Source organism: Ensifer sp. GW823-FHT05D09 (genome assembly GCF_058795755.1).
Genome location: NZ_JBXAIA010000005.1, coordinates 89,040 through 115,247, shown reverse-complemented (window position 1 = coordinate 115,247; position 26,208 = coordinate 89,040). Strand labels below are relative to the sequence as shown.

Genomic DNA, 26,208 nt, shown 5'->3' with positions numbered 1-26,208 from the left:
TGGTATCCATATATCCAAAACGCACAAGCGTTATTTAAATAACATTTTGGGGAATGACTGATGCAGGATTCCATTGTCCGGCTGGAGGGGGCGAGCAAAGCCTTCGCCACTCCGGAAGGCGGGAGCGTGACCGCGCTCGACGCCATCGATCTTCAGGTGCGGCGCAACGAGTTCCTGACGCTGCTCGGTCCATCCGGCTGCGGCAAGACCACGCTGTTGCAGGCGATCAGCGGCTTCGTCGAACTCGACGGCGGACGCATCCTGATCGACGGCGAGGACATGACCGACAGGCCGCCCTACCGCCGCCCCGTCAATACCGTGTTCCAGAACTACGCGCTGTTTCCGCACATGACCGTCGGCGAAAACACCGCCTACGCACTTGAAGTTGCTGGCGTCGCCAAGGCAAAGCGACGCGAACAGGTGGCAGCGGCACTGAAGATGGTGGGACTTGAAGGCATGGAGGGCAGGCGTCCGCGCCAGCTCTCAGGCGGCCAGCAGCAGCGCGTCGCCCTGGCCCGCGCCATCATCGCCCGTCCAAAACTGCTTTTGCTCGACGAGCCGCTTTCCGCCCTCGACAAGAACCTGCGCCAGGCCATGCAGATCGAGCTGAAGACGTTGCAGCACGAGCTCGGCATCTCCTTCATCTTCGTAACCCACGACCAGCAGGAGGCGTTGACGATGTCGGATCGCGTCGCGGTTCTCTCCGGCGGTCGCATCCAGCAGCTCGATACGCCGCGGGCGATCTACGACCGTCCGGTTAACAGTTTCGTCGCCACCTTCATCGGCGCGAGCAACCTGTTCGAGGGGCGGATCGATGGCGACCGGTTGATGACCAGCGACGGCACGGAAATTCGCTATCGGCGAACCCCGTCGACAACGTCGGGTGCCGCGACTGCGCTGATCCGTCCGGAACAATTCTTTCTCGCCGACGCGGGAGAGCCGTCCCCCACGCTTGACGTCGACCTCGAAGCGATCGTGTTCGTCGGCTCGACCTTCGAATTGTTCGGCCGCACACCGGCAGGCAGAAAGATCGTCGCCGAGATCCCAGCCGGCCGCCGCAGCCTGATCGGCGAGATCGAGCGAACGCGCCGCGCCAGGCTCGCCTATGATCCGGCCGCCGTTCACCTCATTCAACCGTGCGCGGAGGCGTGAGATGTCGATCGCCATTCGCCGCCGCGTCCAGCTCGCCGTCCTGCTCGGTCCCGTTTCCCTGTTCCTTGCCGTGTTCTTCCTTGGCCCGCTGGCGATCATGATGGTCACGAGCTTTCTGGCACCGGGGCTTTACGGCGGCGTCGAGTGGACCTTCTATCCCCACAACTTCGGCCGCATCCTCGGTTTTGCCGATCCGATGTTCGAGGATTTCGATCCCGTCTACATCGCCATCTTCCTCCGCTCGGTAAAGATCGCGGCACTGACGGTTCTGGCCGCCCTGCTCGTCTGCTATCCCGCAGCCTTCTGCATTGCCCGGTTATCGGAGCGGTGGAAGAACTTCTGCCTGTTCCTCATTACGCTACCCTTCTTCACCAGCCTGATCGTTCGCCTGTTCGTCTGGGTGCTGATCCTGCGCCAGACCGGCCTCGTCAACGAGATGCTGCTGTCGACGGGCATGATCGCCCGGCCGCTGGACCTGATCTATACGGACGGCGCCATCATTCTCGGCATGGTCTATGTCTTCATCCCGTTCATGTTCATGCCGGTCTATGCCAGCGTCGAGAAGCTGGACTGGACGCTGGTGCGCGCCTCGCTCGATCTCGGCGCCGGCCCAATCCGCACCTTCTGGCGCATCATCCTGCCGCTGACGGCCCCCGGTATCGTCGGCGGTGCGATCATCGTCTTCATCCCGGCGCTCGGCAACTTCGTCGTTCCGGCCATCCTCGGCGGCGCCAAGGTGATGATGCTCGGCAACCTGATCGAGCAGCAGTTCCTGGCCGCCCGCAACTGGCCCTTCGGCTCGGCGCTGGCGATGATGGTCATGAGCGTGATGCTGGTGCTGCTGCTCGTCTACGTGTTCGCATCGGGCCGCCGCGGCGCCGACGCCGCGCTCAATCGTTGAGGTCTCCCCATGAAGATCGCTCAATCCCTCTTCCGCGGCAGCCTCGTCGCCTACACCGGCCTCTTCTTCGCCTTCATCTACATTCCGCTGGTGGTGATCGCCGTCTATTCATTCAATTCCAACCCGGTCAACATGATGACCTGGACCGGCTTCACCACCGAATGGTACGCGCAGGTGCTGGGCTTCAAGACGACGGTGTCCGAAAACGCGCTCTATATCGAATCGACCGGCCAGCTTCTCCAGGCCGTGTGGAACAGCCTCGTCATCGCCACCTCCACGACGCTGATCGCCACCGTGTTCGGCACGGCAATCGCGATCGGCCTCTACCGTTTCGACTTTCTCGGCCAGCGCTTCTATCGGGTGATCATGTTCATGCCGATGCTGATGCCCGACATCGTGCTCGGCATCGCGCTTTTGATCTTCTTCGTCAATTCGGGCATCCACCTCGGCCTGACGACGATCATCATCGGCCAGTGCACCTTCCTGATTTCCTATGTGTTCATCGTCGTCTCGGCGCGCCTTGCGGGCATGGACCGCACGCTGGAAAACGCCTCGGCCGATCTCGGCGCCGACGAATGGACGACCTTTCGCCGCGTGGTGCTGCCGCAGCTTCTGCCCGGCATCGTCGGCGGCGCCCTGCTCGCCTTCATCATCTCGATGGACGATCTTGTCATCACTTACTTCATCGCCGGCGTCGACGTGACGACACTGCCGATGTTCATCTTCGCCATGCTTCGGCGCGGCATCAAGCCGGAGATCAATGCGATCGCCGTGATGATGCTGACCTTCTCCTTCGTCGTCGCCTCGCTTGGCCTCTACCTCCGCTCCCGGCAGAAATGATCATGGACAATAAGAACACTCCCACCACCAAAGCCCGCGCCCGCGACCTCGGCCTGCCGTTTTCCGGCCGCACCGGCCCTTTCAACGCCATCACCGATGTCGAAGGCATTGCCGTCGGCTTCCACACTATCTCTGAGGACGTACCTCGCCCGGGCCGCAAGCGCCCGGTGAGAACCGGGGTCACCGCCATCCTGCCGCACGCGGGCTCGGACGTGCCGGTCCCGGTCTATGCCGGCGTGCATCGTTTCAACGGCAACGGTGAAATGACCGGCACCCACTGGATCGAGGATGGCGGCTTTTTCCTCGGGCCGGTGATGATCACCAACACTCACGCTGTGGGCATGACCCATCACGCCACGATCAAGTGGATGCTGGAGCGTTATGCCTCCACCTATGACAGCGACGATTTTCTCTGGATCATGCCGGTGGTCGCCGAGACCTATGACGGCGTACTCAACGACATCAACGGCCAGCCGATCGGCGAGCCGGAGGTTCGATCGGCACTCGACGCGGCCGTGGGCGGACCTGTTCAGGAAGGCAATTGCGGCGGCGGCACCGGCATGATCGCCTATGGCTTCAAGGGCGGCACCGGCACCGCCTCGCGGCTGGTCGAATTCGGCGGGCGTGATTACACGATCGGCACGCTTGTGCAGGCCAACCACGGTCAGCGCGACTGGCTGACGATCTGCGGCGTACCGGTCGGGGAACACATGCGCGATGGCACGCCGCAGAGCCAAATGCAGGAACGCGGCTCGATCATCGTCGTCATCGCCACCGATCTGCCGATGGCTCCGCATCAGTTGCAGCGCCTCGCCCGCCGCGCGGCTATCGGAATCGGCCGCAACGGCACGCCCGGCGGCAACAATTCCGGCGACATCTTCCTGGCGTTTTCGACCGCCAATCCGCAGCCGATGGCGCACCGCGCCCCGCCGCGCCTGACGCTCGAAATCGTCAATGACGAAATGCTCGATCCCGTCTATCTGGCCACGGTCGACAGCGTCGAAGAGGCGGTGGTCAATGCCATGTTGGCGGCGGAAGATTCAGGCGGTACAGCGCACGACCGTTTCAAGATCGATGCCATCAAGCATGGTCCGCTGGTTGAGGTCATGCGCAAATACGGGCGCTGACACCGCCCGCTCCCGGCCGGGCGCAATCTCGATTGCCCCACGCCGGCCGGCACTCCTCGCCGTTTGCGGTGACCCCGGCAGTGGATTTGGCGTGCCGCTCATTTCTTGTGCAGCTGATCAACGCAAGGACAGATGCCGTTAAACGATGCAATAAATGCGTATATATTGATCAATAATTTACTAATATTCGACCTTGACGGGGTATCGACGACATGTAACCCTTAAAAACATGGGAGGATGCGTAGCATAAAAATCACCGTTGGAGATTAAAGCTATGTCTTCCAAGACAAACAAAGACATTTCTACAAATCATACTAAATCAGTCAGAATTTTATCTCTTGGTGTGCTCGGTGTTGTCGGATCGACGTTCATGACAACGATTGCACCGCCGGTCTTCTCATCATCAACGACACGCGCCGTCACCAACGCCCCGGTCGTTTCAATCACCTCGCCGATCGGCGGGCGCGTGGTCGAGGTCAACAGTGAAGCCGACGGCAACCTCCCGCTTGCAACGATCGAAAACGACCGCGTCGACCGCTCGACCTTGATCGGCCTGACGATCGAGCTGACGTCGCTTCAGAACGATCTGGCGCTCAAGCAATCGATCCACGCGGACTATCTGCGCCGCATCGCCGATCTCGAACGAGACCTGGACCGCCAACAGGCGGCGATCATCATTCGGTCAGACAACGACCTGCGCAACGCGCAAGCCCACCTGGAAATCGTCAGCCTGTCGTCCGCCAACGAGAAGAACGCCGCGGTGCGGAAACTCGGCCTCGTGAAAAAGGGCGTGATCGCCGGCAACCGGGATGAGCTTGCCAATACGCTGAAACTTGAGGATACGAAGATCGTAGCCGCCAGATTGCGGGTCGAGATGTTGAGTGCGGATCTCGGCAATGCCCGCTCGGGCATCTTCGTCGGCGGCGAACAGCAATCGTTGCAGGACCTTCAGCGAGAAATCCGCAATGTGAAGGCCGACCGCTCGCAGATCAGCATCCAGACTGCAACCATCCAGGCGCGCATCGACCAGCTGAAGGCTCTGGCGAAAGCGGAAGAAGAACGCATCGCCAAGCTCGTTCGCGCCGATGTGGCGATCTCCGCGCAGGCAAAGCTCTTCAAGACCGTGGCACAGGTCGGAAAGCAGGTCAGCGGTGGCGACACTCTGGCAGAATCCGTCAGCTGTGCCGATGCCTTCGTCGTCGCCATCTTCTCCGAGCGCCAGGCACAAAGCCTATCATTGGGGGCAAGCGTGACGGTGGAGGCCGACGGCTGGGACGGTCCGGTTCATGGCCGCGTCGAGCGACTGGTGCCAAAGACGACGGAGCGGGTCGATCTCGACTATGCCGTGCCATTTCCGCCGACGGAACGGCGCGAACTCTACGCCTTCATAACCCCCGATGCGGCGCATTCGGACAATGGGGTCGTGAACAAGTTCTGCGAAGTCGGCACGTGGGTGACTGTCAGCATGCCGAAAACCTGGGTCGTGTGGACCCGCCGCCAGCTCGACAACACGTCGAGCGCGCTTGCCGGTTATGCCGGCCAGCTCCGGCAGCACCTGGCAGCGTTTACGGACGCTCCCACGGCAACCCCAGGCGAGCAGGCGAAGATCACGCGTGTTTCGCCCCGCGGTGCCCGCCTTGCCGCCACCACCACGCTGGCCGTGGCGATGAAGCCCGACAGCACCGGCATTCGTGAGAAAGCACTCTGACGTTTGTGAGGTTTCGGCTGATGTCTCGCTCACCCCTTGCCCTGGGATCACGGGCCGTGGCGATCGCCTGCCTTGCCTGCCTTGCCTCGCCTGCCACGGCCGCCGAGGGCACGGCGCAGGCGCTTTGCGATGCGATCGCAGCCGTGCAGCACGAAACGGTCGGGCAGCCTCCGGCGGTCGGCTTCATCCCAAGTTATCGGCCGGGACCGAACGAAACGGCCTTGCCGCAGCCGCTGGCGACGGCGGCGTTCACTTACGACAACGCGCTTGCAGTCATGGCCTTGCTTGCCTGCGGCAGGATTGCTGCAGCCCGATCGATCGGTGACGCATTGCTGGCCGCATCGAAGACAGACCGGCAGTTTCGCGACGGCCGCCTGCGCAACGCCTACCGGATCGGCGAAATCACCGTGCCGGTTGCCCTTCCCGGATGGTGGGATGCCGACGGGGGCCATTGGGCCGAAGACGAATATCAGGTCAGCACCGCCCTTGGAAATGTCGCCTGGGCCGCACTCGCCCTGCTCCAGCTTCATGCTCGCACGCGCGAGCCCGCCTATCTCGAGGGCGCCATCGATCTCGGTACGTGGCTGAAGAGCGGACTTCGTGAAGACAGCGCCGGCCTGACCGGCGGATATTTCGGCTTCGACCCGGTATCAAAGCCCATCCCGTGGAAATCGACGGAACACAATATCGATGCGCTTGCCGTCGCGCGCTGGCTGAAGTCGGAAACCGGAGACCCGCAATGGGATCCACTTGCGCGCTCGACCCTGCATTTCGTCACGAGCATGTTCGACGGCGAGCAAGGGTTCCTGATCGGCACCGACACGTCAGGCAAGCCGGTGCGCAACGGCATCACCGTTCTCGACGTGCAGATATGGCCGCTGATGGTCGTGCCCGCAGGCGAGCGACCGGCGGGGTGGAACGAGGCACCCTTGCGCATCGACGCCAAACTCGCAGTCCCAGGCGGCTACGACTTCAACGACGACCGGGACGGAATGTGGATCGAAGGAACGGCGCAGGCAGCACTGATGTTTCGGCTGGAGGGTGACGAAGAGCGTGCCGAAGGGTTGATGGAAAGCGTGATGGACAATCGCGACGCGGCGTCGGGCTGGCTGTTTGCCACCCGCGACGAGGAATTATCGACCGGGCTTACGATCGACGCTGCGGGTGTCGGGGGGGCATTTCGGTACTACCGACGGCCGCATCTGGGCGCCACGGCCTGGGCCGTTCTCGCAGCCACAGCTTACAATCCCTTCCGCGCCAATTGATTGCTGCCATGTTTTTCCACCTCGATTCCGATCTCACAAGCGTCCTTCTGTTCGATCTCGGCGTTGCACTGGCGTTCCTGGCGCTTGCCGCCCTCGCGGATCCGCGAAACCCGCTGGAGAGGGTTGCCTTCAGCATCGTCACCGCAGCGTCGCTCACGCTCTATATCTGCTGGCGACTGCTCGACACCCTGCCCGACCTGGAACCGACTGCGGAAAGCCTCTGGCCCTATGTCTATTTTTCGTTCGAGGCTATCTCGATCGTCTACGCGGTCGCCTCCGTCCTGATCCTTTGCCGCACCACGGACTGGACGGCCGAGGCGGATGCCGCAGAGAGCGAACTTGCCGCAAACGGCCGCTATCCATCGGTTGCCGTTTTCATCTGCACCTACAACGAGCCGATCCATATTCTGGAAAAATCAGCCGTTTGCGCCAAGGCGATGGATTACCCGGATTTCCAGGTCTATGTCTGCGACGACACCCGTCGCCCCGAAGTGCGCGAATACTGCGAGACTATCGGCGTCAACTACATTACGCGCCCGGACAACCGGCATGCCAAGGCCGGCAATCTGAACAACGCGCTGCATCTGACGAACAACGAGAGACCATCCGATTTCATCATGGTCCTCGACGCGGACTTCGCGCCACAGGCAAACTTTCTCAAGCGCGTCGTCGGCCTGTTCAGAAACCAACGCATCGGCATCGTCCAGACACCGCAGTTCTACTTCAACGCCGACCCGATCCAGCACAACCTGCACATCGCGTCGAGCTTTGTCGACGATCAGCGCGTCTTCTTCGACACGTTCCAACCGGCAAAGGATGCGGTCGAGTGCGCCTTCTGCGTGGGAACGAGCTTCGTGGTGCGCCGGGCTCTCGTCAACGAAATCGGCGGTTTCCCGCACGAAGCCCTGTCGGAGGACATGCTGCTCTCCTATCGTCTGATGGAGCGCGGATACGTGACCCGATGGCTGAACGAGAAACTCAGCGTCGGCCTTTCCGCCGAGGGCATTCCCGAATACATCACCCAACGAACCCGGTGGTGCCTCGGCACGATCCAGATCGGTCTCCTGAAGGATGGACCGCTGTGGCGGGGGCATTTTACCCTGCGCCAGCGCTTTCACTATCTGCACGGACTGCTGTGCTGGCTGTCGAAGCCCTTCATTCTCTGCCTGCTTTTCGCGCCGTCGATTTACTGGCTCTTCGGAATTTCCGCGCTTCAGGCCGACGAGCTTCTGTTCATGAAGTACGGCATCTCGTCATTGCTGGTGTTCTGGGTCTACGCATCCTGGATCTCGGGAAAACGGACATTGCCGCTGTTTACCGAGGTCACCCATGCGCTGACGGCGCTGCCGGTCACGCTTACGCTGCTGCAGGCGATCCGCCGTCCGTTCGGCCGCCCCTTCAAAGTGACGGAGAAAGGCGGCGACCGTGCGCGCATGCGCGTACACCTGCCGACGGCGCTCTTCTTCGGCCTGGTGACGGTGCTTTCCGGTCTTTCGGTGCTGCAGACGGTGCTCGCGTGGAACGCGCCCACGGATTTTTCCGAGCGAGAAATCCTAAATCTCGTCTGGTCACTCGTATCGATGACCATCGCCTTCGTCAGCCTGCTCGTCTGCATCGAACTGCCACGATACGGGCAGGAAGAGGTCATCGACGTGTCGCTGGACGGGCAGTATCGGCAGGCGGGGCAGACCATCGACATCAGCATAGGCGGGCTGTCGGCGGACCGCGTCCGCATCCCGGGCCTGGACGCGGCGCGAACAGATGATGCAGCGGTCTACCTGCCGCAGATCGGCTGGGTCCGCATTGCCGAAGGCCATGAGGCCGATGGCGGATTGACGATCCTGCCGACAACCGAACAACGCAACGGCATCCTGCGCCTGCTGTTCGGCGTGTCGCGCGCCCAAATTGCCGATCGTGGCAGCTTGCGCGCATCGATGGCCGGCCTTCTGCGGCGCGCCTTTATCGGTTGACCCTTGCCGGAAACGGTGGGTTCGTGGTGCTCCGGCACCCCGGTCATCGCGTGTGGCGCTCCTATCCGGCCTGCCTGAACTTGCGGTGATTGCGGCGGAGAGCGACCGCTTCGGCCGCTTCGATGATCGAGTCCGTATCGATGCCGAAATGGGCGTAGAGGTCGGCGATCGTGCCCGTCTGCCCGAAATGCTCGACCCCCAGCGAAACGGTACGGTGACCGTGCACCGATCCGAACCAGCCGAGGGTGGCGGGATGACCATCGGTGACGGTGATGATCTCGCAGGCATCCGAAAGCGGTGCCAGCAGCGCCTCGATATGGCTTTCAGCGGCGTGATGGCCGTGCCGTCGTGCCCGCTGCGCCGCCGTCCAGCCGGCGTTGAGCCGGTCGGCCGACGTCACCGCCAGCACGGCGACGTCACGGTGGCGCTCGGCCAGCCGCCCGGCCGCCATCAGCACTTCAGGCGCGACGCACCCCTGATAGGCCAGCACCAGCTGGGTGTTCGGTCGCGGCTCACGCAGCCAGTAGGCACCGTCGATCACGCCCTGGCGGAAGGCCGCATCCTCGCGGCGCTGCATCTGCTCGAGCGGGCGGGTGGTCAGCCTGAGATAGACCGAGCCGCCGGTCGTATCGCGCAGCCACGTGCGTTCGTCGTGCACTGCATCGCCGTCGCGCTGCATGTAATCGAAGGACCAGTCCATGATCACGGAGAGTTCGTCGAGATAGGCAGGTTCGAAGCTGGCAAGCCCGTCCTGGCTCATGCCGATCAATTGCGACCCGATCGACTGGTGGGCGCCGCCTTCCGGCGCCAGCGTCACGCCCGAAGGTGTGCCGACGATCATGAAGCGTGCATCCTGATAGCAGGCATAGTTGAGGGCATCGAGTCCGCGGGCGACGAACGGATCGTAGACCGTGCCGATCGGCAGCAGGCGTTCGCCGAACACCGAATGGGAAAGGCCGGCCGCGCCCAGGAGCAGGAAGAGGTTCATCTCGGCAATGCCGAGTTCGATATGCTGCCCGCCAGGGCCGAAGGCCCATTTCTGCGCCGAAGGAACCTTCTCGTCTCGGAACGTGTCGGCCTGGGTTTCGCGGGCAAACAGGCCGCGCCTGTTGACCCACGGCCCGAGATTGGTCGAGACGGTCACATCGGGCGCCATCGTCACGATGCGGGCGGCGAGCGCATCGTCGCGCTGCGCCAGCGCATCGAGGATCTTGCCGAACCCCGCCTGGGTCGAAAGCTCGCGGTCGTCGAGCAGAACCGGACCGGCAGATTGCACCGGCTGCGACGTGAACCGCCGTGTGCCCTCGGCAAAAAACGGCACGCTCTTCAGAAATTCCTTTGCCGCCCCGGCGTCGGCGACCGCCGCGAACTCTTCCCATTCCTCGCCGGCGCGAACGCCGATCTTCTGCTGGAAATCCTGCATCTGCGCCTTGGTCATCAGGCCGGCATGATTGTCCTTGTGGCCGGCCAGCGGTGTTCCCCAGCCCTTGATCGTATAGGCGAGAAAGACCGTCGGGCGATCGTGATCGATGCTGGCAAAGGTCTCGGCAAGCGTCTGGATGCAATGGCCGCCGAGATTGCTCATCAGCTCCGACAGTTCGTCGTCGCTGCGCGATGCGAGCAGTTTGCTGACATGACCCTGGTCGCCAATCTCGTCCTGAAGCCGCTTGCGCCAGGCGGCCCCGCCCTGGAAGGTCAGCGCGGAATAGAGCTGGTTCGGGCAGCGGTCGATCCAGGCGCGCAAGGTTTCGCCGCCGGGCTCCTTGAAGGCCGCCTCCTGAAGTGAGCCGTACTTGACGACCTTCACGTCCCAGCCAAAAGCGGTGAAGATCGCTTCGATCCGCTGCCACAGGCCCTCGCGAACGACGCCGTCGAGGCTTTGCCGGTTGTAGTCGATCACCCACCAGGTGTTGCGCAGATCGTGTTTCCAGCCCTCCTGCAGGCACTCGTAGATATTGCCTTCGTCGAGCTCGGCATCGCCGACCAGCGCGATCATGCGGCCGTCGCTCTTCTTCTGCGCCCAGGATTTCGCCGCGATGTAGTCCTGGATGATCGAGGCGAAGGCGGTAATGCCGACACCAAGCCCGACCGAGCCCGTTGAGAAATCGACGTCATCGATATCCTTGGTGCGGCTCGGATAGGATTGCGCGCCGCCGAAGCCACGGAAATTCTGCAGCTTCTCGCGCGTCTGGTTGCCCATCAAGTACTGGATGGCATGGAAGACCGGGGCCGCATGCGGCTTGACCGCGACACGATCTTCCGGCCGCAGGATATGGAAGTACAGCGCCGTCATGATCGACGTGATGGAGGCAGACGACGCCTGATGCCCGCCGACTTTCACCTCACCCTTTTCCCGGATGTGATTGGCGTTGTGGATCATCCAGCACGCGTGCCACAGCACCTGCCGTTCCAGATCTTTCAGGCAATTCAGCGTGACGGTCGAAAGTTTATGCGCTTGCATGTCGGCTCCTCCCAGAACATGAAAACGCTACACCCGGTCGCGCGAAATATCCGGTCTATCTTTGTTGGAAATTTTGTCATTTCCGGCAATACTGACCGACAAAACGCCATATCAGGAAATTTCATGCCGAAGAAACTGCCAAGCTTTGACGCTGCAACCATCCGCATCCTCGACCTCCTGCAACAGAACGCCGAAATCAGCACGGCCGAGCTTGCGGAGGCGACGGGGCTATCGGCCTCTCCCTGCTGGCGGCGCGTCAATGAACTGAAGGAGAGCGGCGTCATCAAGGGCTCGGTCGCGCTCGTGGATGCCTTCGCGCTTGGCCTTGCTGTCAACGTCTTCGTGCACGTGTCGCTGAAGCAGCAGGACCGCGCCTCGCTCGACGTCTTCAGCGCCGCGATCAAGACCAAACCCGAAATCGTCGAATGTTACCTGATGACGGGGGAGTCGGATTACATGCTGCGCGTCGTCGTCGAGGACCTGATGAAATACCAGGCGCTTGTCGTCGACTTCCTGACGACGATCCCCGGCGTCTCCAGCATTCGCTCGAGCTTCGCGCTCAGCCAGATCAAGTACACGACCGCGCTGCCGACGGAGCATTTGCGCAACGGTTAGATGCTCCCGGCAAGCAGCATTTAGCTCTTGAGATAACTCACCACGGCGTCGGCGATCATGCCCTTGTGTCGCTGCATCGTCTCCGGCTCCGAGAGGTCGCGGCGAAAGATGGTGCCGAAGGTATAACGGTTGGAGACGCGGAAGAAGCAGAAGGCGCTGATCAGCATGTGGACGTCGATCGGATCCGCCGTGCGCTGGAACACGCCCTCCGCGACGCCGCGCTCAAGAATGCCGGCGATGGTTTCGATGACCGAGACATTGAGATCGCGGATCGCCTCCGAACGCATCATGTGGGCGGCATGGTGGATGTTTTCGATGCTGACGAGACGGACGAATTCCGGGTTGGCCTGGTCGTGCTCGAAGGTCGTCGAGATCAGGGTGCGAAGCGCCGCCTCGGGCGAAAGGCTCGACAGTTGCAGATCGGCCTCCAGCGTCCGGATCTTGCGGTAGGACCGCTCGAGCACCGAGAGATAGAGCCCTTCCTTGCTCTCGAAATAATAATAGATCATCCGCTTGGAGGTGCGGGTCTTCTCAGCGATCGCATCGACGCGAGCGCCGGCCAGACCATGGGTCGCGAACTCGTCCGTCGCGACGATGAGGATGTCCTCCTTGGTGCGCTGTGGATCGTTCTTGCGTCCGTTCTCTGCTCGCGCCGCCATGCTCAGCCGCATCCTCCACCCTTGATTCTCAACGCGAAATGGCTGCCGCCGCCACGCGTTGGCCGCGGCTCCACTCCGCGACCTGCCCCAAGTCTTATTGGGCTTGCGCGCTTCTTTCAAGACATGCCGCTTGACATTCGAACTAGTTAGTACATTTTGAAATGGCATTCGGTCGCTTGGAGGAGAGATCGGCATGTCAGCCTTGCACACCTGGATGTCCTGACCGATGACGGACGTCACAGGCCGCAAGACGCGGTTGATCGCCTGGGAGGAGCGAAATGGTGAGGATAATCGAATTCTGCTTCCTGCTGCTGAAGGTCGCCATCGCGCTTCTGCTTGCGGGCATGGTCGTGCTGGTCTTCGGCAATGTCGTGCTGCGCTACGCCTTCAATACCGGCATCACCTATTCCGAGGAATTGTCGCGCATCTTCTTCATCTGGCTGACCTTCCTTGGCGCCGTCATCGCGATGCGCGAACACGCCCATCTCGGCGTCGATTCGCTTTTGCGTCGGCTGCCGCCCAGTAGTGCAAAGGTCGCCATCCTTAGCGGCCAGGCGCTGATGCTGGGCGCAACGTGGTTGATGATCAGCGGTAGCTGGTCGCAGACGCTGATCAATCTCCATGTCGCGGCACCCGCCACCGGCATTTCAATGGGGTTTTTCTACGGTGCAGGCCTCGCCTTCGGCATTCCCGCCTTCCTGATCATCCTCTGGGACATGTTCTCCATCCTCACCGGCCGCGTCGACGTGGCGACGGCCGAGCTCGTGCGTGACAGCGAGGATCAGGCGGCGCTCGACGAGCACCCGGGATCCCCGCTCGCCCATCCCGGCGCCAAGCCCTGAGGAGAGACCGATGACCGTCACGATTTTCCTCGTCGCCCTGCTTGGCCCGATGGCGCTCGGCGTGCCGATCGCGTTTGCGCTGATCATCACCGGCGTCGCGCTGATGATGTATCTCGGCCTCTACGACGCCCAGATCGTCGCCCAGAATGTGCTGAACGGCGCCGACAGCTTTCCGCTGATGGCCGTGCCCTTCTTCATGCTCGCCGGCGAGGTGATGAACACCGGCGGCCTGTCGCGACGCATCGTCGATCTCGCCATGGCCCTGGTTGGCCATATCCGCGGCGGGCTCGGTTTCGTCGCCATCTTCGCCGCCTGCATCATGGCGAGCCTCTCCGGCTCGGCCGTGGCCGACGCGGCAGCCCTTGGTGCCCTTCTCTTGCCGATGATGCTGAAATCCGGTCACGACCCGGCCCGCGCCGGCGGGCTCTTGGCCTCCGCGTCGATCATCGGCCCGATCATACCGCCCTCGATCGGCTTCATCCTCTACGGCGTCGTCGGTGGCGTCTCGATCACCAAGCTGTTCCTGGCCGGCATTTTCCCCGGCCTGATGATCGCCGCCGCCCTCTGCATCACCTGGATGATCGTGTCGCGCAAGGAGCAGCACCAGTTGCCGCCGCGCCAGAGCGGCGCGGTCAGGATGAAGACCTTCATCGACAGCCTCTGGGCGCTGTTCCTGCCCGTCATTATCATCGTCGGCTTGAAGTTCGGCGTGTTCACGCCGACGGAAGCCGGCGTGGTGGCGGCCGTCTATTCACTGTTCGTGTCGATGGTGATTTACCGCGAGCTGCCGCCAGCCAAGCTGTTTCACGTCTTCGTCGCGGCTGCTAAGATCACGTCGATCGTGATGTTCCTCGTCGCCTGTGCCGCCGTTTCGGCCTGGCTGATCACCGTTGCCGACGTGCCCGGCGATCTCGTCGCCCTTCTCGAGCCGCTGATGGACAACCAGACGCTGCTGCTGCTGGCCATCATGGCGCTCGTCGTCGTCGTCGGCACCGCCATGGACATGACGCCGACCATCCTGATCATGACGCCGGTGCTGATGCCTATCATCAAGCAGGCCGGCATCGACCCGGTCTATTTCGGCGTGCTGTTCATCATCAACAACTCGATCGGCCTGATCACCCCGCCTGTCGGCACGGTGCTCAACGTCATCTGCGGCGTTTCCAAGCTCAAGATGGAAGAGCTGATGAAGGGCGTCATGCCGTTCCTGATCGCCGAGCTGATCGTGCTTTTCCTGCTCGTGCTGTTCCCGCAACTGGTGACCGTTCCGGCCTCCTGGTTCGCGCGATAGGCACCACGCAACATCTGCAAGCTTAACCGGCCGGAGGGAGAAACCGGCCAAACCTGGGAGGGAAATATGTTCAACAGACTGATGAAAATGGCGCTCGGCGTTGCAATACCGGTAGCGCTGATGGCGGCAAGCCCGGCACTCGCCGAGATCCGCGAGCAGCAACTCAAGTTCGCCGCCGCCAACAACAAGGGCCATCCCCAGGTCATGGGCATGGAGAAATTCGCCGAACTGGTGAAGGAGAAGAGCGGCGGCAAGATCGAGGTCAAACTCTTCCCCGGCGGTGTGCTTGGCGGTGACGTCCAGACCGTCTCGGCGCTGCAGGGCGGCGTCATCGAAATGACGGTCCTGAACGCCGGCATACTTGCCGGCAACGTCAAGCAGTTTGGCGCGGTCGACCTGCCCTTCCTCTTCAACAATGGCGAAGAGGCCGACAAGGTGATGGATGGCCCCTTCGGCACCAGCCTGACAGAATTGCTGCCCGCGACCGGGCTCGTCGGCTTGGGATACTGGGAGCTGGGTTTCCGCAATCTCACCAACAACCGCCACGCGGTCACCAAGCTCGAGGATATCAAGGGCCTGAAGATCCGCACGATCCAGTCGCCGATCCCGATCGAGCTGTTCAACAATCTCGGCGCCAATGCGGTGCCGCTGCCCTATACCGAGCTTTACACCGCGCTTGAAACCGGCACGGTCGACGGCCAGGAAAATCCGGCAGCCAACATTCTCAACGCCAAGTTCTACGAGGTGCAGAAGTACATGACGGTGACCCGTCACCAGTACAATCCGCAGATCGTACTCATCAGCAAGAAATTCTGGGACGGCCTCAACGACGAGGAGAAGGCGGTGCTGCAGGCATCGGCGACCGAAGCCCGCGACTACCAGCGCAAGGCCTCGCGCGAATTCGACGCCAAGGCGATCGCCGACATCAAGGCGACCGGCATGGAAGTCACCGAGCTGTCGCCGGAAGAAACCCAGAAGCTGCGCGACGCCGTCAAGCCGATGATCGAGAAATTCAGCGCCGAGATCGGCCCCGAAACGGTCGCTGCCCTGTTCAAGGAACTTCAGACACTTCGCGGCCAGTAAGCCTGCCGCCGGTCCGCAATGTCCGCGGGCCGGCACCCCGTCCCATCATGAAAGCCGTCGAGATGACCGAGACCCTTCTCAGACCGTTGAAAGCCGGATTGATCGGCGCCGGCATCCAAGCCTCGCTTACACCGGCGATGCACATGCGCGAAGGTGCGGCACAGGGGCTCGCCTATGAATACGAGCTGATCGACCTCAGCCAGCGCGGTGCTGGTCCCGAAGACCTACCGCAATTGCTCAGCGAGGCGGAACGGCGAGGCCTTTGCGGGCTGAACATCACTCATCCGTGCAAGCAGTTGGTCATCCCATTTCTACACGAGCTGTCGGACGAAGCCCGCGATCTCGGCGCAGTCAACACGGTGGTGCTTCAGGCAGGCCGTCGCATCGGTCACAACACCGACTGCTGGGGTTTCTCCGAGAGCTTTCGCCGAGGCCTACCAGACGCGGCTCTGACGCACGCCGTCCAGCTTGGCGCCGGCGGCGCCGGCGTTGCGACGGCCTACGCCATCCTTTCGATGGGGCTGGCGTCGCTGACCGTTTTCGACCGGGAAATGGAGCGTGCGGAGGCATTGGCATCCAGCATGTCGGCGCTGTTTCCGCAGGCCAACATTGCTGCAGCCACGGACCTTGCCGCGGCGATGCAGGCAGCGGATGGCCTCATCCACGCGACGCCGACCGGCATGGCGAAATACCCCGGATTGCCGCTTCCCGCCGATCTGCTCGAGGCCCGCCACTGGGTGGCGGAAGTCGTCTACTTCCCGCTGGAGACAGCCCTTCTCGCAGAAGCCCGGCAGCGCGGTTGCAGCACGCTCGACGGCGGCGGCATGGCGGTGTTTCAGGCCGTCGGCGCGTTTCGTCTGTTTACCGGTCGGGAGCCGGATGCGGCACGCATGCTTGCCCATTTCAAGGCCCTGACCGCCTGACGACAGGGCAACGAAGGAGACACGCATGAAAACCTCGATCGCCACCGTCTCCCTGAGCGGCGACCTGCGCAGCAAGCTGGAGGCGATCGCCAAGGCCGGCTTCGACGGCGTCGAGATCTTCGAGAACGACTTTCTCGTGTTCGACGAAAGCCCGCGTCAGGTCGGGCAGATGGTGCGCGACCATGGTCTGGAGATTTCGCTGTTCCAGCCGTTCCGCGATTTCGAGGGCATGCCGGAGCCGCTCCGAACCCGGACATTCGACCGGGCGGAGCGCAAGTTCGACCTGATGCAGGAGTTGGGCACAGACCTGGTGCTCGTCTGCTCCAACGTTTCTCCCGCAGCCCTTGGCGGGCTAGACCGGGCAGCCGCCGACTTTCACGAGCTTGGCGAGCGGGCGGCAAACCGCGGCCTTCGCGTTGGATACGAGGCGCTTGCCTGGGGACGTCACATCAACGACCACCGCGACGCCTGGGAAGTGGTGCGCCGCGCCGACCACGCCAATGTCGGCCTGATCCTAGATAGTTTTCACACGCTGGCGCGCAAGATCGACGTCAACTCCATCCGCTCGATCCCGAAGGAGAAGATCTTCATCATCCAGCTGGCCGATGCGCCGCTGATCGACATGGATCTGCTCTATTGGAGCCGACATTTTCGCAACATGCCCGGCGAAGGCGACCTGCCCGTGCTCGAATTCATGCGGGCAGTGGCGGCCACCGGCTATGACGACTATCTGTCGCTCGAGATCTTCAACGACCAGTTTCGCGGCGGCTCGGCAACGGCGATATCCATCGACGGCCAGCGCTCGCTGCTCTACCTCGGCGATCAGGTGCGGCGGGCCGAGCCGGACATTGCGCTTCCCGTTCCCGAAATGCCCGATCGATCGGGCGTCGAAGGCATCGCCTTCATCGAATTCACCATCGACGAAGACGAGGCGCCGCACCTCGAGGCACTGATCCGCACACTCGGTTTCCGCAAGGCCGCACGACACAGAACGAAAAGCGTCACGGTCTTCCAACAGGGAGATATCCGGCTGGTGATCAACACGGAAAGCCGTGGCTTTGCCAACTCCTCCTACCTGGTGCACGGCGCTTCGGCCTATGCGATGGGCCTTCTCGTCGACGACGCGCGCGCCGCGCACCGGCGGGCGTTGGCGCTCGGTGCCGAGACCTTCGTCCAGCCGCTGGACGACGGTGAAATCGAAATGCCGGCGGTGCACGGCGTCGGCGGCGGCATCATCTACTTCCTCGATCGCGACAGCGAACTCGGGAGAATATGGGACGTCGAGTTCGAGCAGATCGAAGACCTTATCGAGACCGCCGTCGGGCTGCGTTCGATCGACCACATCGCCCAGACGATGCACTACGACGAACTGCTGACGTGGCTGCTCTTCTATACCTCGCTGCTGAAGGCCCATAAGACGCCGCTTGTCGACATCATCGATCCCTCGGGCATTGTGCGCAGCCAGGTGGTGGAAAATGCCTCGGGATCCCTGCGCATCACCATGAACGGGGCCGAGAACCGCAACACGCTGGCAGGACGCTTCATCGCCGAGACCTTCGGCTCCGGCATTCAGCATCTGGCCTTCACGACAGACGACATCTTCGCGACAGCAGACGCGCTTGCCGCAGCCGGCTTCGTCTCGCTGGCGATCTCGCCCAATTACTACGACGACCTGGAAGCCCGCTTCGGCCTCGATCCCGATTTCACCGAAAGGCTGAAGGCAAAGAACATCCTCCACGACAGGGATGAAAACGGCGAATATTTCCAGCTCTACAGCCCGACCTTTTCCGGCGGCTTCTTCTTCGAGATCGTCGAGCGGCGCGGATACCGCGGCTATGGCGCGGCGAATGCGATCTTCCGCATCGCGGCGCTGCGCAAGTTCCTTGACCCGGCCGGCATGCCGCGCGCGTAAGCATCTGGCATGCGCATGTCCTGGATTACTCCATGGACAGGTCATGGCGCCGTAACGCCCGTTCGCCGGCAGCACGACATTCCGATCGGACCGCACGCAGAATTGACGGATCGCGTAACATTGCTTCGAACGCCGATGTAACAGTTACGGAAGGGCGATTTACGCTTCAAAGGCAGAGTATTCGTGACTACTGTGCGGGTTGAGCAGACTCCGTGGGACTGAACCTGGCTTTGTTGCCGAAAGGGTGTCGCATGACCGTGCCGAAAGCTGCCTTCTCTGCCTTTTCCGTCCTTCTCGCGTTCATGTTCAGCGCACCGACTGCCTACGCGCAGCAGGCGCCCGCCGTGGTGGTAGCGCCCGCGCGGATCGTGGACCTTCGCGAAAGCGTCGATCTGACGGGTCGCGTCGTCGCAACCCAGAAGGTTGATATTCGCGCCCGCGTCGCCGGTTTCCTTGAGGCCGTGAACTTCAAGGAGGGGCAGAAGGTAACGGCCGGGACCCAGCTCTATCAGGTCGAGGATGGCGCCTATCGTGCGGCCGTGCAGGAAATCGAGGGCTCGATCGAGGCCGCCGAGGCGCAGCGGGATCTGGCCGTGCTTGAGCAGGAGCGCGCCAAGCAACTGATTGCGACCAATACGATCTCGCAGGCCAAGGTCGATACAGCCAATGCCGAAGTCAAGAAGGCGGAAGCTGATCTCGTGAAGCTGCAGGGCAGCAAGCAGAGCGCAGACCTCAACCTCTCCTACACCAAGATTACCGCACCCTTCGACGGCGTACTGGGCCTGAGCACCGCCGATGTCGGCGCGCTGGTCGGTCCGGATACCGGCCCGCTCGTCACCTTGACGAAGCTGGACCCGATCTATGTGGAGTTTCCGGTCTCGACGTCCTTGCTGCTGACCTATCGGGAACGCGTGCTGAAGGGGATGACGCCTGGCGGTGCCAATGTCGGGCTGACGCTGCCAAATGGTACCGAGTATCCATTGAAGGGCACGATCGATTTCATCGGCAGCAACGTCGCGCAGGGGACCGACACGGTGACTGTACGCGCGCAGTTCGACAATCCCAACGCACTGTTGCTCGACGGGACGCTGGTGCGGGTCACGCTGGAACAGTCCGACAAGCAGGATGTCTTGGCAGTTCCGCAAGAGGCGGTGCAGCGCGACCAGCAGGGTGCCTTCGTCATGGTTGTCGACGCCGCCTCCAAAGTCGAACTGAGGCGTATCGACGTCGAGCGCTCGGCTCGTGGGCTCTCCGTGGTCAGAAAGGGGCTGAAGGAGGGCGAAAACGTCATCACCGAAGGTGTCGGCAAGGTCAGGCCGGGCATCGTCGTTGACGCAGCAGCGGCGACGGGTGGCTGAGCATGATCTCTGAAATCTTCATCGATCGTCCGCGCTTTGCCGCCGTCATCTCGATCGTATTGACGCTCGCCGGCCTGATCGCGCTTACCCGGCTGCCGATCGCCCAGTTTCCAGACATCGTGCCGCCACAGGTCAGCGTCACCGCAAGTTATCCCGGCGCCGGCGCCGAGGTGGTCGAAACCACAGTCGCCCAGCCGATCGAGAGCAAGATCGTCGGCGTCGACGACATGCTCTACATGAAATCGACGAGCGGCGCTGACGGTTCCTATACGCTGACCGTCACCTTTGCCGTCGGCACAGACCCAGACATCGCCACCGTCAACGTGCAGAACCGCGTGTCGCTGGCCGAGGCCGGGCTGCCTTCGGAGGTCAAGCAGACCGGCGTCAGCGTGCGCAAGAAATCGTCGGCGCTGATGCAGGTGATCACCATCTACGGCAAGGACGGCAGCGACTTCGATTCGCTGTTTCTTTCGAACTACGCGACGATCAACGTGCTCGACACGATCAAGCGGGCGCCGGGTGTCGGCGATGCCTCGCTGTTCGGCGCCAAAGACTATGCCATGCGGATCGTGCTCGATATCGATCGCCTGACCAATCTCGGTCTGACGCCGACCGATGTGATCAACGCGCTGAAGACGCAGAACGTCCAGGCCGCCATCGGCCGGATCGGCGCGCAGCCGATGACCGACGATCCGCTGTTTCAGCTCAATCTGACGACCCAGGGCCGCCTCACCGATCCTTCCCAGTTCGAGGACGTGGTGTTGAGGGCCGAGCCGGACGGGTCGTTCGTGCGTATTCGCGATATCGCCAAAGTCGAGCTGGGCGCAGCGAGTTCTGACTCCAGCGCTCGTTTCAACGGCAAGCCGGTGGCGATGATCGGCACCTATCAGGCACCAGGAGCCAATGCGCTTGCCGCCGCCGAAGGCGTCAAGCAGGCGATGGAAAGGCTTTCCCAATCGTTTCCCGAGGGCCTGACCTACTCGATCTCCTATGACACGACCCAGTTCGTCGAGGCGAGTGTGGAAAATGTCGTGCATACGCTGCTCGAAGCCTTCGTGCTCGTCATCATCGTCGTCTTCCTGTTCCTCGGCAATGTCAGGGCGACATTGATCCCGCTTGTCGCCGTGCCCGTCGCGCTGATCGGCACCTTCGCGGTCATCCTCGCCATGGGTTTCTCGCTGAACACCGTTTCGCTCCTGGCGATGGTGCTGGCGATCGGCATCGTCGTCGACGACGCGATCGTCGTGGTCGAGAACATCGAGCGGGTGATGGAGGAGAACCCCGGCATGCAGGCCCCCGAGGCGGCGCGGCTCGCCATGGGCGAGATCACCGGTGCGATTGTCGCTATCACGCTCGTTCTCCTGTCGGTGTTCGTGCCCGTCGCGTTCATTCCCGGATTGAGCGGTCAGCTGTTCCAGCAGTTCGCCGTGGCGGTGTCCGTGTCGATGGTGATCTCCGCCATCAACGCGCTGACCTTGAGCCCGGCCCTCTGCTCGATCCTGCTGAAGCCCCATCACGGCCCGAAACGCGGCATCCTCGGCTGGATCTCGCGGCGGATCGACAACGGACGCGACGGCTATGTCCATGTCGCCGGGCATATCGCCCGTCGGGCTGTCCTTGGCCTTCTCCTCCTGGCAGTGGCGATCGGCGCCAGCGGTTGGCTGTTCCGCGTCGTGCCGACAGGCTTCCTTCCAAGCGAAGACCAAGGCGCCTACTTCACCGAGATAAGGCTGCCTGAAGGAGCATCCTACAACCGCACCGATGCGGTCGTTCGCGACGTCGAGAAAATGCTCGGCGGCATCGATGGCGTTGCCGACGTCATCACCGTCACCGGCTACAGCTTCCTCGACGGCCTGTCCAAGTCGAACAGCGCCTTTGCCATCGTCACGATGAAGCCGTTCGCCGAGCGCACCGGCAAGGCGAGCTCCGTCGACGCAGCGGTTGCAACGACCATGGCCAAAGGCACGGCGATCCGCGCCGCACAGATCTTCGCCTTCAACCTGCCGCCGATCATGGGCCTCGGCACTGGTTCGGGCTTCGAATACCAGTTGCTCGACCTCCAGGGCCGAACGCCCGCGGATCTGGCGGCGACAGCCGGCGGCCTGATTGTCGCCGCCAACCAGAGCCCGCTGCTCGGCCCCACCTTCACCACCTATTCGGCAAGTTCGCCGCAGCTCTACCTCGATCTCGATCGGGACCGCCTGCAGGCGCTCGGGGTCTCGGTGAGCGATCTCTTCACCACGCTGCAGGGCACGCTCGGGTCTTTCTACGTCAATGACTTCAATCTCTTCGGGCGCAGCTGGAAGGTCAACATGCAGGCGGCCGAGGCCGACCGCGCGTCGGTCGACGACATCTCGCGCCTGCACGTACGCAACGCCTCGGGTGGCATGGTGCCCGTCGCCTCCGTCGCGCGCGTCGAATATATCATCGGGCCGCAGTCGATCGTCAGGTACAACAATTACCGCTCGATCACGCTGAATGGTCAGCCGGCACCCGGCGTGTCTTCCGGCGAGGCGCTCGCCGCGATGGAGGCGCTGTCGGCGACCACCCTGCCCCCCGGCTACAGCTACGAGTGGACCGGAACCGCGTTGCAGGAACTTGAAGCGGCGGGACAGACGACGGCGATCCTCGCGCTGGCGGTGCTGTTTGCCTATCTGTTCCTGGTGGCGCTCTACGAAAGCTGGACGATCCCGATCCCTGTCCTTTTGTCGGTGGCGGTCGGCGTCGCCGGCGCCCTCGTTTCGATCCTTATCGCGGGTCTGTCGTTCGACATCTATGCCCAGATCGGCCTCGTCGTGCTGATCGCGCTCGCCTCCAAGAATGCGATCCTGATCGTCGAATTCGCCAAGTTTCATCGCGAGAAAGGTGCCGGCATCGTCGAGGCGGCGGTCGAGGGCGCCCGCGCCCGCTTCCGCGCAGTGATGATGACGAGCTTCGCCTTCATCGTCGGGCTCATTCCCCTGGTGACGGCCGAAGGCGCCGGCATGCTGAGCCGGCGCGCCGTCGGCACAGGCGTTGCGGGCGGCATGCTCGCGGCCTCGCTGATCGGCATTTTCATCATCCCGGCCCTTTATGTGGTGTTCCAGTGGTTGCGCGAGCGCGGCCACAAGCTTGGCGGTCTCTCGACCACGGGCGGCGTCCACGCATCAGCGACAAAGGCCGATGCCGGAGCCACGCCCGTTTCCGCAGAGAGCGGTGAAGATGCCCAGCGCGCCGCTGCCGAGCAAGGCAGCCCCTAGCTCGAGTACGTCGTCACACCTGTTTTACAGAAGCGAATTATGCCGTGTGTCCGCAGGCAACGCGGCGGCCATCGCTCCGGCAGGCGCAGAGCCGCGACTTGACAGTCTGGGCGAAACGGCGGCAATAATCCGACATGGGGTCGCGATCACCCCACGAGGCGACAGCCGAAGTATCGCGTCCATTCAACCGCTCAGACGGAGGACGCGTTATGCCGTCACTTCTTGAAATTTCCCCCGACAAACTTGCCCGCCTCATCGGCACGCCCAAATGTCCTGTGCTCGTCGACGTCAGGACCGACGAAGATTTCGACGCCGATCCGCGCCTGATCCCCGGATCGCTCCGGCGCGACTACCGGCTGGTTCAGGACTGGGGTCAGGATTTCACTGGCCGATCCGCCGTCATCATCTGCCAGCGCGGCAAGAAGCTGAGCCATGGGGCCGCCGCATGGCTGCGACACGCGGGCATTCCGGCCGATGTCCTGGAAGGCGGCTTCGAGGCCTGGGCGGAGGCCCCCTATCCGGCTGTGCCCGTCTCCGCCATGCCGAAACGCCAGGCAAGCGGCCACACGCTCTGGGTCACGCGCGCACGCCCGAAAATCGACCGGATCGCCTGCCCATGGCTTATTCGGCGCTTCGTTGATCCGAACGCCGTCTTCCTGTTCGTGGCACCCGCGGAAGTCGAAGCTGTTGCGGATCGTTTCGACGCCACGCCGTTCGACATCGACGCTCCGATTCAATGGAGCCATCGGGGCGACCACTGCACCTTCGATGTGATGGTGCAGGCGTTCGGGCTGGAAACGGAACCGATGCTGCGGCTCGCAACGATCGTGCGGGGCGCGGACACATCACGCCTCGACCTTGCTCCCGAGGCGGCGGGCCTGCTTGCCGTTTCTCTCGGCCTGTCGCGCATGTATGCCGACGATCATGAGCAATTACAGGCAGGCATGCTGCTCTATGACGCCTTTTACCGCTGGTGCCGCGATGCCACCGGCGAAACGCACAATTGGCCCTCGCCCAAGAAGGGGGCATGAAATGACCGATATCACACACACGACCGAAACCGGCAGGGCGTCGGTGCCCCATGGCCATGGCATTTCATTCTCCGAAGCGTTCTGGGTCTGGATCCGGATCGCCGCTCTGAGTTTTGGCGGCCCGGCAGGGCAGATCGCGGTGATGCATCGCATCCTCGTCGATGAAAAGCGCTGGATTGGCGAGCACAGGTTCCTGCATGCGCTCAACTACTGCATGTTGTTGCCCGGGCCTGAGGCGCAGCAGTTGGCAATCTACATCGGCTGGCTCCTGCACCGTACCGCCGGTGGCCTCGTCGCCGGCATCCTGTTCGTGCTTCCGGGCTTCCTTGCCATCCTCGGCCTCAGCTACGTCTATGCGGCATTCGGCAATGTCGACCTGATCGAAGGACTGTTTTTCGGGTTGAAGGCGGCCGTGCTTGCCGTCGTCATCCAGGCTGTTTTCCGCATCGGCAGCCGGGCGCTGAAGAACAGACTGATGATCGGCATCGCGGCTTTGGCCTTTGTCGCAATCTTCTTCTTCCGCGTTCCCTTCCCGCTGATCATCCTGACAGCCGGCATCGTCGGCTACATCGGCGGACGCGCGGGCTCGCCACTTTTTCGCATCGGTGGCGGCCACGGCAAGGCAACCGGACCGGTCCTCAATGACGCGGATTCGGCGCTCGGCGAGCAGGTGCCGATCCATGCCCGCCCCAACCTCGCTTGGTCCCTCAAGATCTCGTCCGCGTTTCTCGCCTTGTGGCTCGTGCCGCTGGCGTTGCTGTTTGTGGTCCTCGGACCGACCAACGTCTTTACCGAGATCGGATGGTTCTTCAGCAAGATGGCGGTCGTCACATTCGGCGGCGCCTATGCGGTGCTCGCCTATGTCGCACAGGAAGCCGTGCAGCATTACGGCTGGCTCCGGCCGGGCGAAATGCTCGACGGTCTCGGCATGGCCGAAACGACGCCTGGACCATTGATAATGGTCGTCCAGTTCGTCGGCTTCATGGGCGCTTACCGCGATCCCGGTACGCTCAACCCGATGACGGCGGCCACGCTTGCAGCACTGCTGACGACCTGGGTGACCTTCGTGCCCTGCTTCCTCTGGATCTTCTTAGGCGCACCCTTCATCGAGAAGCTGAGGGGCAATGTCGCGCTCACCGGCGCCATGTCGGCCATCACCGCCGCCGTCGTCGGGGTCATCCTCAATCTGGCGGTCTGGTTCGGCCTTCACACGTTGTTTTCACAGGTCGTCCCGTGGCGTCTCGGCTACCTTACACTGGATCTGCCTGTCTTGAGCTCGCTGGTGTTGCCCTCGCTCTTGCTGACACTTGCGGCGGCACTGGCGATCTTCCGCTTCAAAGCCTCGGTGATCGCGACGCTGCTCGCCTCGGCGCTGGCCGGCATGGCGTGGGTCCTTGTCGGCGCATAGGGGAACGACCGAGACCATGGTGCAAGGCTGCGATTGCCAAGCGCAACGTCGCGGCCATCAGGCCGCGGCATTTTCCGTCGCCGGCATGTTGGCGTCTCCCCAGACTTTCAGCGCCAGGATGACCGGCTCCAGCGTACGGCCTCGTTCCGAGAGATCATAGTCGACCCTGGGCGGGACCTGGGCAAACACCGTGCGCGTGATCAGGCCGTCGGCCTCGAGCTCGCGCAACTGGTTCGTCAGCATGCGCTGGGTCACGTTCGGCAGCTTCCGGCGGATTTCGTTGAAGCGCAGGGTGCCGGACATCAGGTGGTAGAGCACCACCCCCTTCCACTTGCCGTCGATCAGGCTGAGCGTTGCCTCGACCGCACATCCCGGGCTGCAGTCGAAACGATCGTGGCGCGTGCGTCCCATCCAATGGTATCC

At 62.7% G+C, this 26,208-nt stretch carries 20 protein-coding genes; 17 read left to right on the top strand and 3 right to left on the bottom strand.

Annotated features, from left to right (window positions below):
• The first annotated feature begins 60 nt into the window (after positions 1-60).
• From AC1Q80_RS16505 to AC1Q80_RS16475, 7 genes are all read left to right on the top strand, one after another.
• The gene (locus AC1Q80_RS16505; protein WP_173421544.1) at positions 61-1,152 is read left to right on the top strand and encodes an ABC transporter ATP-binding protein; all 1,092 of its coding nucleotides are present in this window, start codon (positions 61-63) and stop codon (positions 1,150-1,152) included.
• Between the two features lies 1 nt (position 1,153).
• Positions 1,154-2,053, top strand: coding sequence for an ABC transporter permease (locus AC1Q80_RS16500; protein WP_492361147.1), 900 nt, complete (start codon positions 1,154-1,156; stop codon positions 2,051-2,053).
• 9 nt (positions 2,054-2,062) lie between these two features.
• Positions 2,063-2,893 (top strand): ABC transporter permease, encoded by an 831-nt coding sequence (locus AC1Q80_RS16495; RefSeq protein WP_173421542.1) that lies wholly within the window; start codon positions 2,063-2,065, stop codon positions 2,891-2,893.
• A gap of 2 nt (positions 2,894-2,895) precedes the next feature.
• Positions 2,896-4,020, top strand: coding sequence for a DmpA family aminopeptidase (locus AC1Q80_RS16490; protein ID WP_492361146.1), 1,125 nt, complete (start codon positions 2,896-2,898; stop codon positions 4,018-4,020).
• Between the two features lie 370 nt (positions 4,021-4,390).
• Positions 4,391-5,728 carry an HlyD family secretion protein gene (locus AC1Q80_RS16485; protein WP_492361145.1) on the top strand — a complete coding sequence of 446 codons (1,338 nt, stop codon included), beginning with the start codon at positions 4,391-4,393 and terminating at the stop codon, positions 5,726-5,728.
• A 20-nt stretch (positions 5,729-5,748) separates the two neighbouring features.
• A complete protein-coding gene (locus tag AC1Q80_RS16480; RefSeq protein ID WP_492361144.1) occupies positions 5,749-6,993 on the top strand; it encodes a hypothetical protein in 1,245 nt (414 codons plus the stop codon).
• 8 nt (positions 6,994-7,001) lie between these two features.
• Positions 7,002-8,963: a glycosyltransferase family 2 protein gene (locus tag AC1Q80_RS16475; protein ID WP_492361143.1), complete on the top strand. Its 1,962-nt coding sequence runs from the start codon at positions 7,002-7,004 to the stop codon at positions 8,961-8,963.
• Positions 8,964-9,024: 61 nt separating this feature from the next.
• Here the strand turns inward: AC1Q80_RS16475 and AC1Q80_RS16470 are convergent, their stop codons facing one another.
• On the bottom strand, positions 9,025-11,424 hold the full coding sequence (locus AC1Q80_RS16470; RefSeq protein ID WP_492361142.1) for a thiamine pyrophosphate-binding protein: 2,400 nt from the start codon (positions 11,422-11,424) through the stop codon (positions 9,025-9,027).
• A gap of 123 nt (positions 11,425-11,547) precedes the next feature.
• Between AC1Q80_RS16470 and AC1Q80_RS16465 the strand changes: the two genes are divergently transcribed.
• Entirely contained in the window at positions 11,548-12,039 is a 492-nt protein-coding gene (locus AC1Q80_RS16465) for an Lrp/AsnC family transcriptional regulator (RefSeq protein ID WP_492361141.1), read from the top strand.
• A 20-nt stretch (positions 12,040-12,059) separates the two neighbouring features.
• Here AC1Q80_RS16465 and AC1Q80_RS16460 read toward each other — a convergent pair whose 3' ends face one another.
• On the bottom strand, positions 12,060-12,698 hold the full coding sequence (locus tag AC1Q80_RS16460; protein ID WP_492361140.1) for a TetR/AcrR family transcriptional regulator: 639 nt from the start codon (positions 12,696-12,698) through the stop codon (positions 12,060-12,062).
• Positions 12,699-12,976: 278 nt separating this feature from the next.
• On the opposite strand from AC1Q80_RS16460, the gene AC1Q80_RS16455 reads away from it, so the two are divergent.
• From AC1Q80_RS16455 to chrA, 9 genes are all read left to right on the top strand, one after another.
• A complete protein-coding gene (locus AC1Q80_RS16455) occupies positions 12,977-13,540 on the top strand; it encodes a TRAP transporter small permease (protein ID WP_492361139.1) in 564 nt (187 codons plus the stop codon).
• Positions 13,541-13,550: 10 nt separating this feature from the next.
• Positions 13,551-14,831 (top strand): TRAP transporter large permease subunit, encoded by a 1,281-nt coding sequence (locus AC1Q80_RS16450; protein WP_492361138.1) that lies wholly within the window; start codon positions 13,551-13,553, stop codon positions 14,829-14,831.
• Between the two features lie 66 nt (positions 14,832-14,897).
• Positions 14,898-15,914, top strand: coding sequence for a TRAP transporter substrate-binding protein (locus tag AC1Q80_RS16445; protein ID WP_173421534.1), 1,017 nt, complete (start codon positions 14,898-14,900; stop codon positions 15,912-15,914).
• 62 nt (positions 15,915-15,976) lie between these two features.
• Complete coding sequence (locus tag AC1Q80_RS16440) at positions 15,977-16,837, top strand: shikimate dehydrogenase (RefSeq protein ID WP_492361137.1); 861 nt, start codon at positions 15,977-15,979, stop codon at positions 16,835-16,837.
• A gap of 25 nt (positions 16,838-16,862) precedes the next feature.
• Positions 16,863-18,749 carry a bifunctional sugar phosphate isomerase/epimerase/4-hydroxyphenylpyruvate dioxygenase family protein gene (locus AC1Q80_RS16435; protein ID WP_492361136.1) on the top strand — a complete coding sequence of 629 codons (1,887 nt, stop codon included), beginning with the start codon at positions 16,863-16,865 and terminating at the stop codon, positions 18,747-18,749.
• A 251-nt stretch (positions 18,750-19,000) separates the two neighbouring features.
• Complete coding sequence (locus AC1Q80_RS16430; protein WP_492361135.1) at positions 19,001-20,107, top strand: efflux RND transporter periplasmic adaptor subunit; 1,107 nt, start codon at positions 19,001-19,003, stop codon at positions 20,105-20,107.
• A 2-nt stretch (positions 20,108-20,109) separates the two neighbouring features.
• The gene (locus tag AC1Q80_RS16425) at positions 20,110-23,346 is read left to right on the top strand and encodes an efflux RND transporter permease subunit (protein ID WP_492361134.1); all 3,237 of its coding nucleotides are present in this window, start codon (positions 20,110-20,112) and stop codon (positions 23,344-23,346) included.
• A 209-nt stretch (positions 23,347-23,555) separates the two neighbouring features.
• Entirely contained in the window at positions 23,556-24,377 is an 822-nt protein-coding gene (locus AC1Q80_RS16420) for a chromate resistance protein ChrB domain-containing protein (RefSeq protein ID WP_209789322.1), read from the top strand.
• A gap of 1 nt (position 24,378) precedes the next feature.
• Positions 24,379-25,785, top strand: a complete 1,407-nt coding sequence (gene chrA, locus AC1Q80_RS16415) for a chromate efflux transporter (RefSeq protein WP_492361133.1) — start codon at positions 24,379-24,381, stop codon at positions 25,783-25,785.
• Positions 25,786-25,842: 57 nt separating this feature from the next.
• Here the strand turns inward: chrA and AC1Q80_RS16410 are convergent, their stop codons facing one another.
• Positions 25,843-26,196, bottom strand: a complete 354-nt coding sequence (locus AC1Q80_RS16410; protein WP_173421527.1) for a winged helix-turn-helix transcriptional regulator — start codon at positions 26,194-26,196, stop codon at positions 25,843-25,845.
• Positions 26,197-26,208 lie beyond the last annotated feature (12 nt).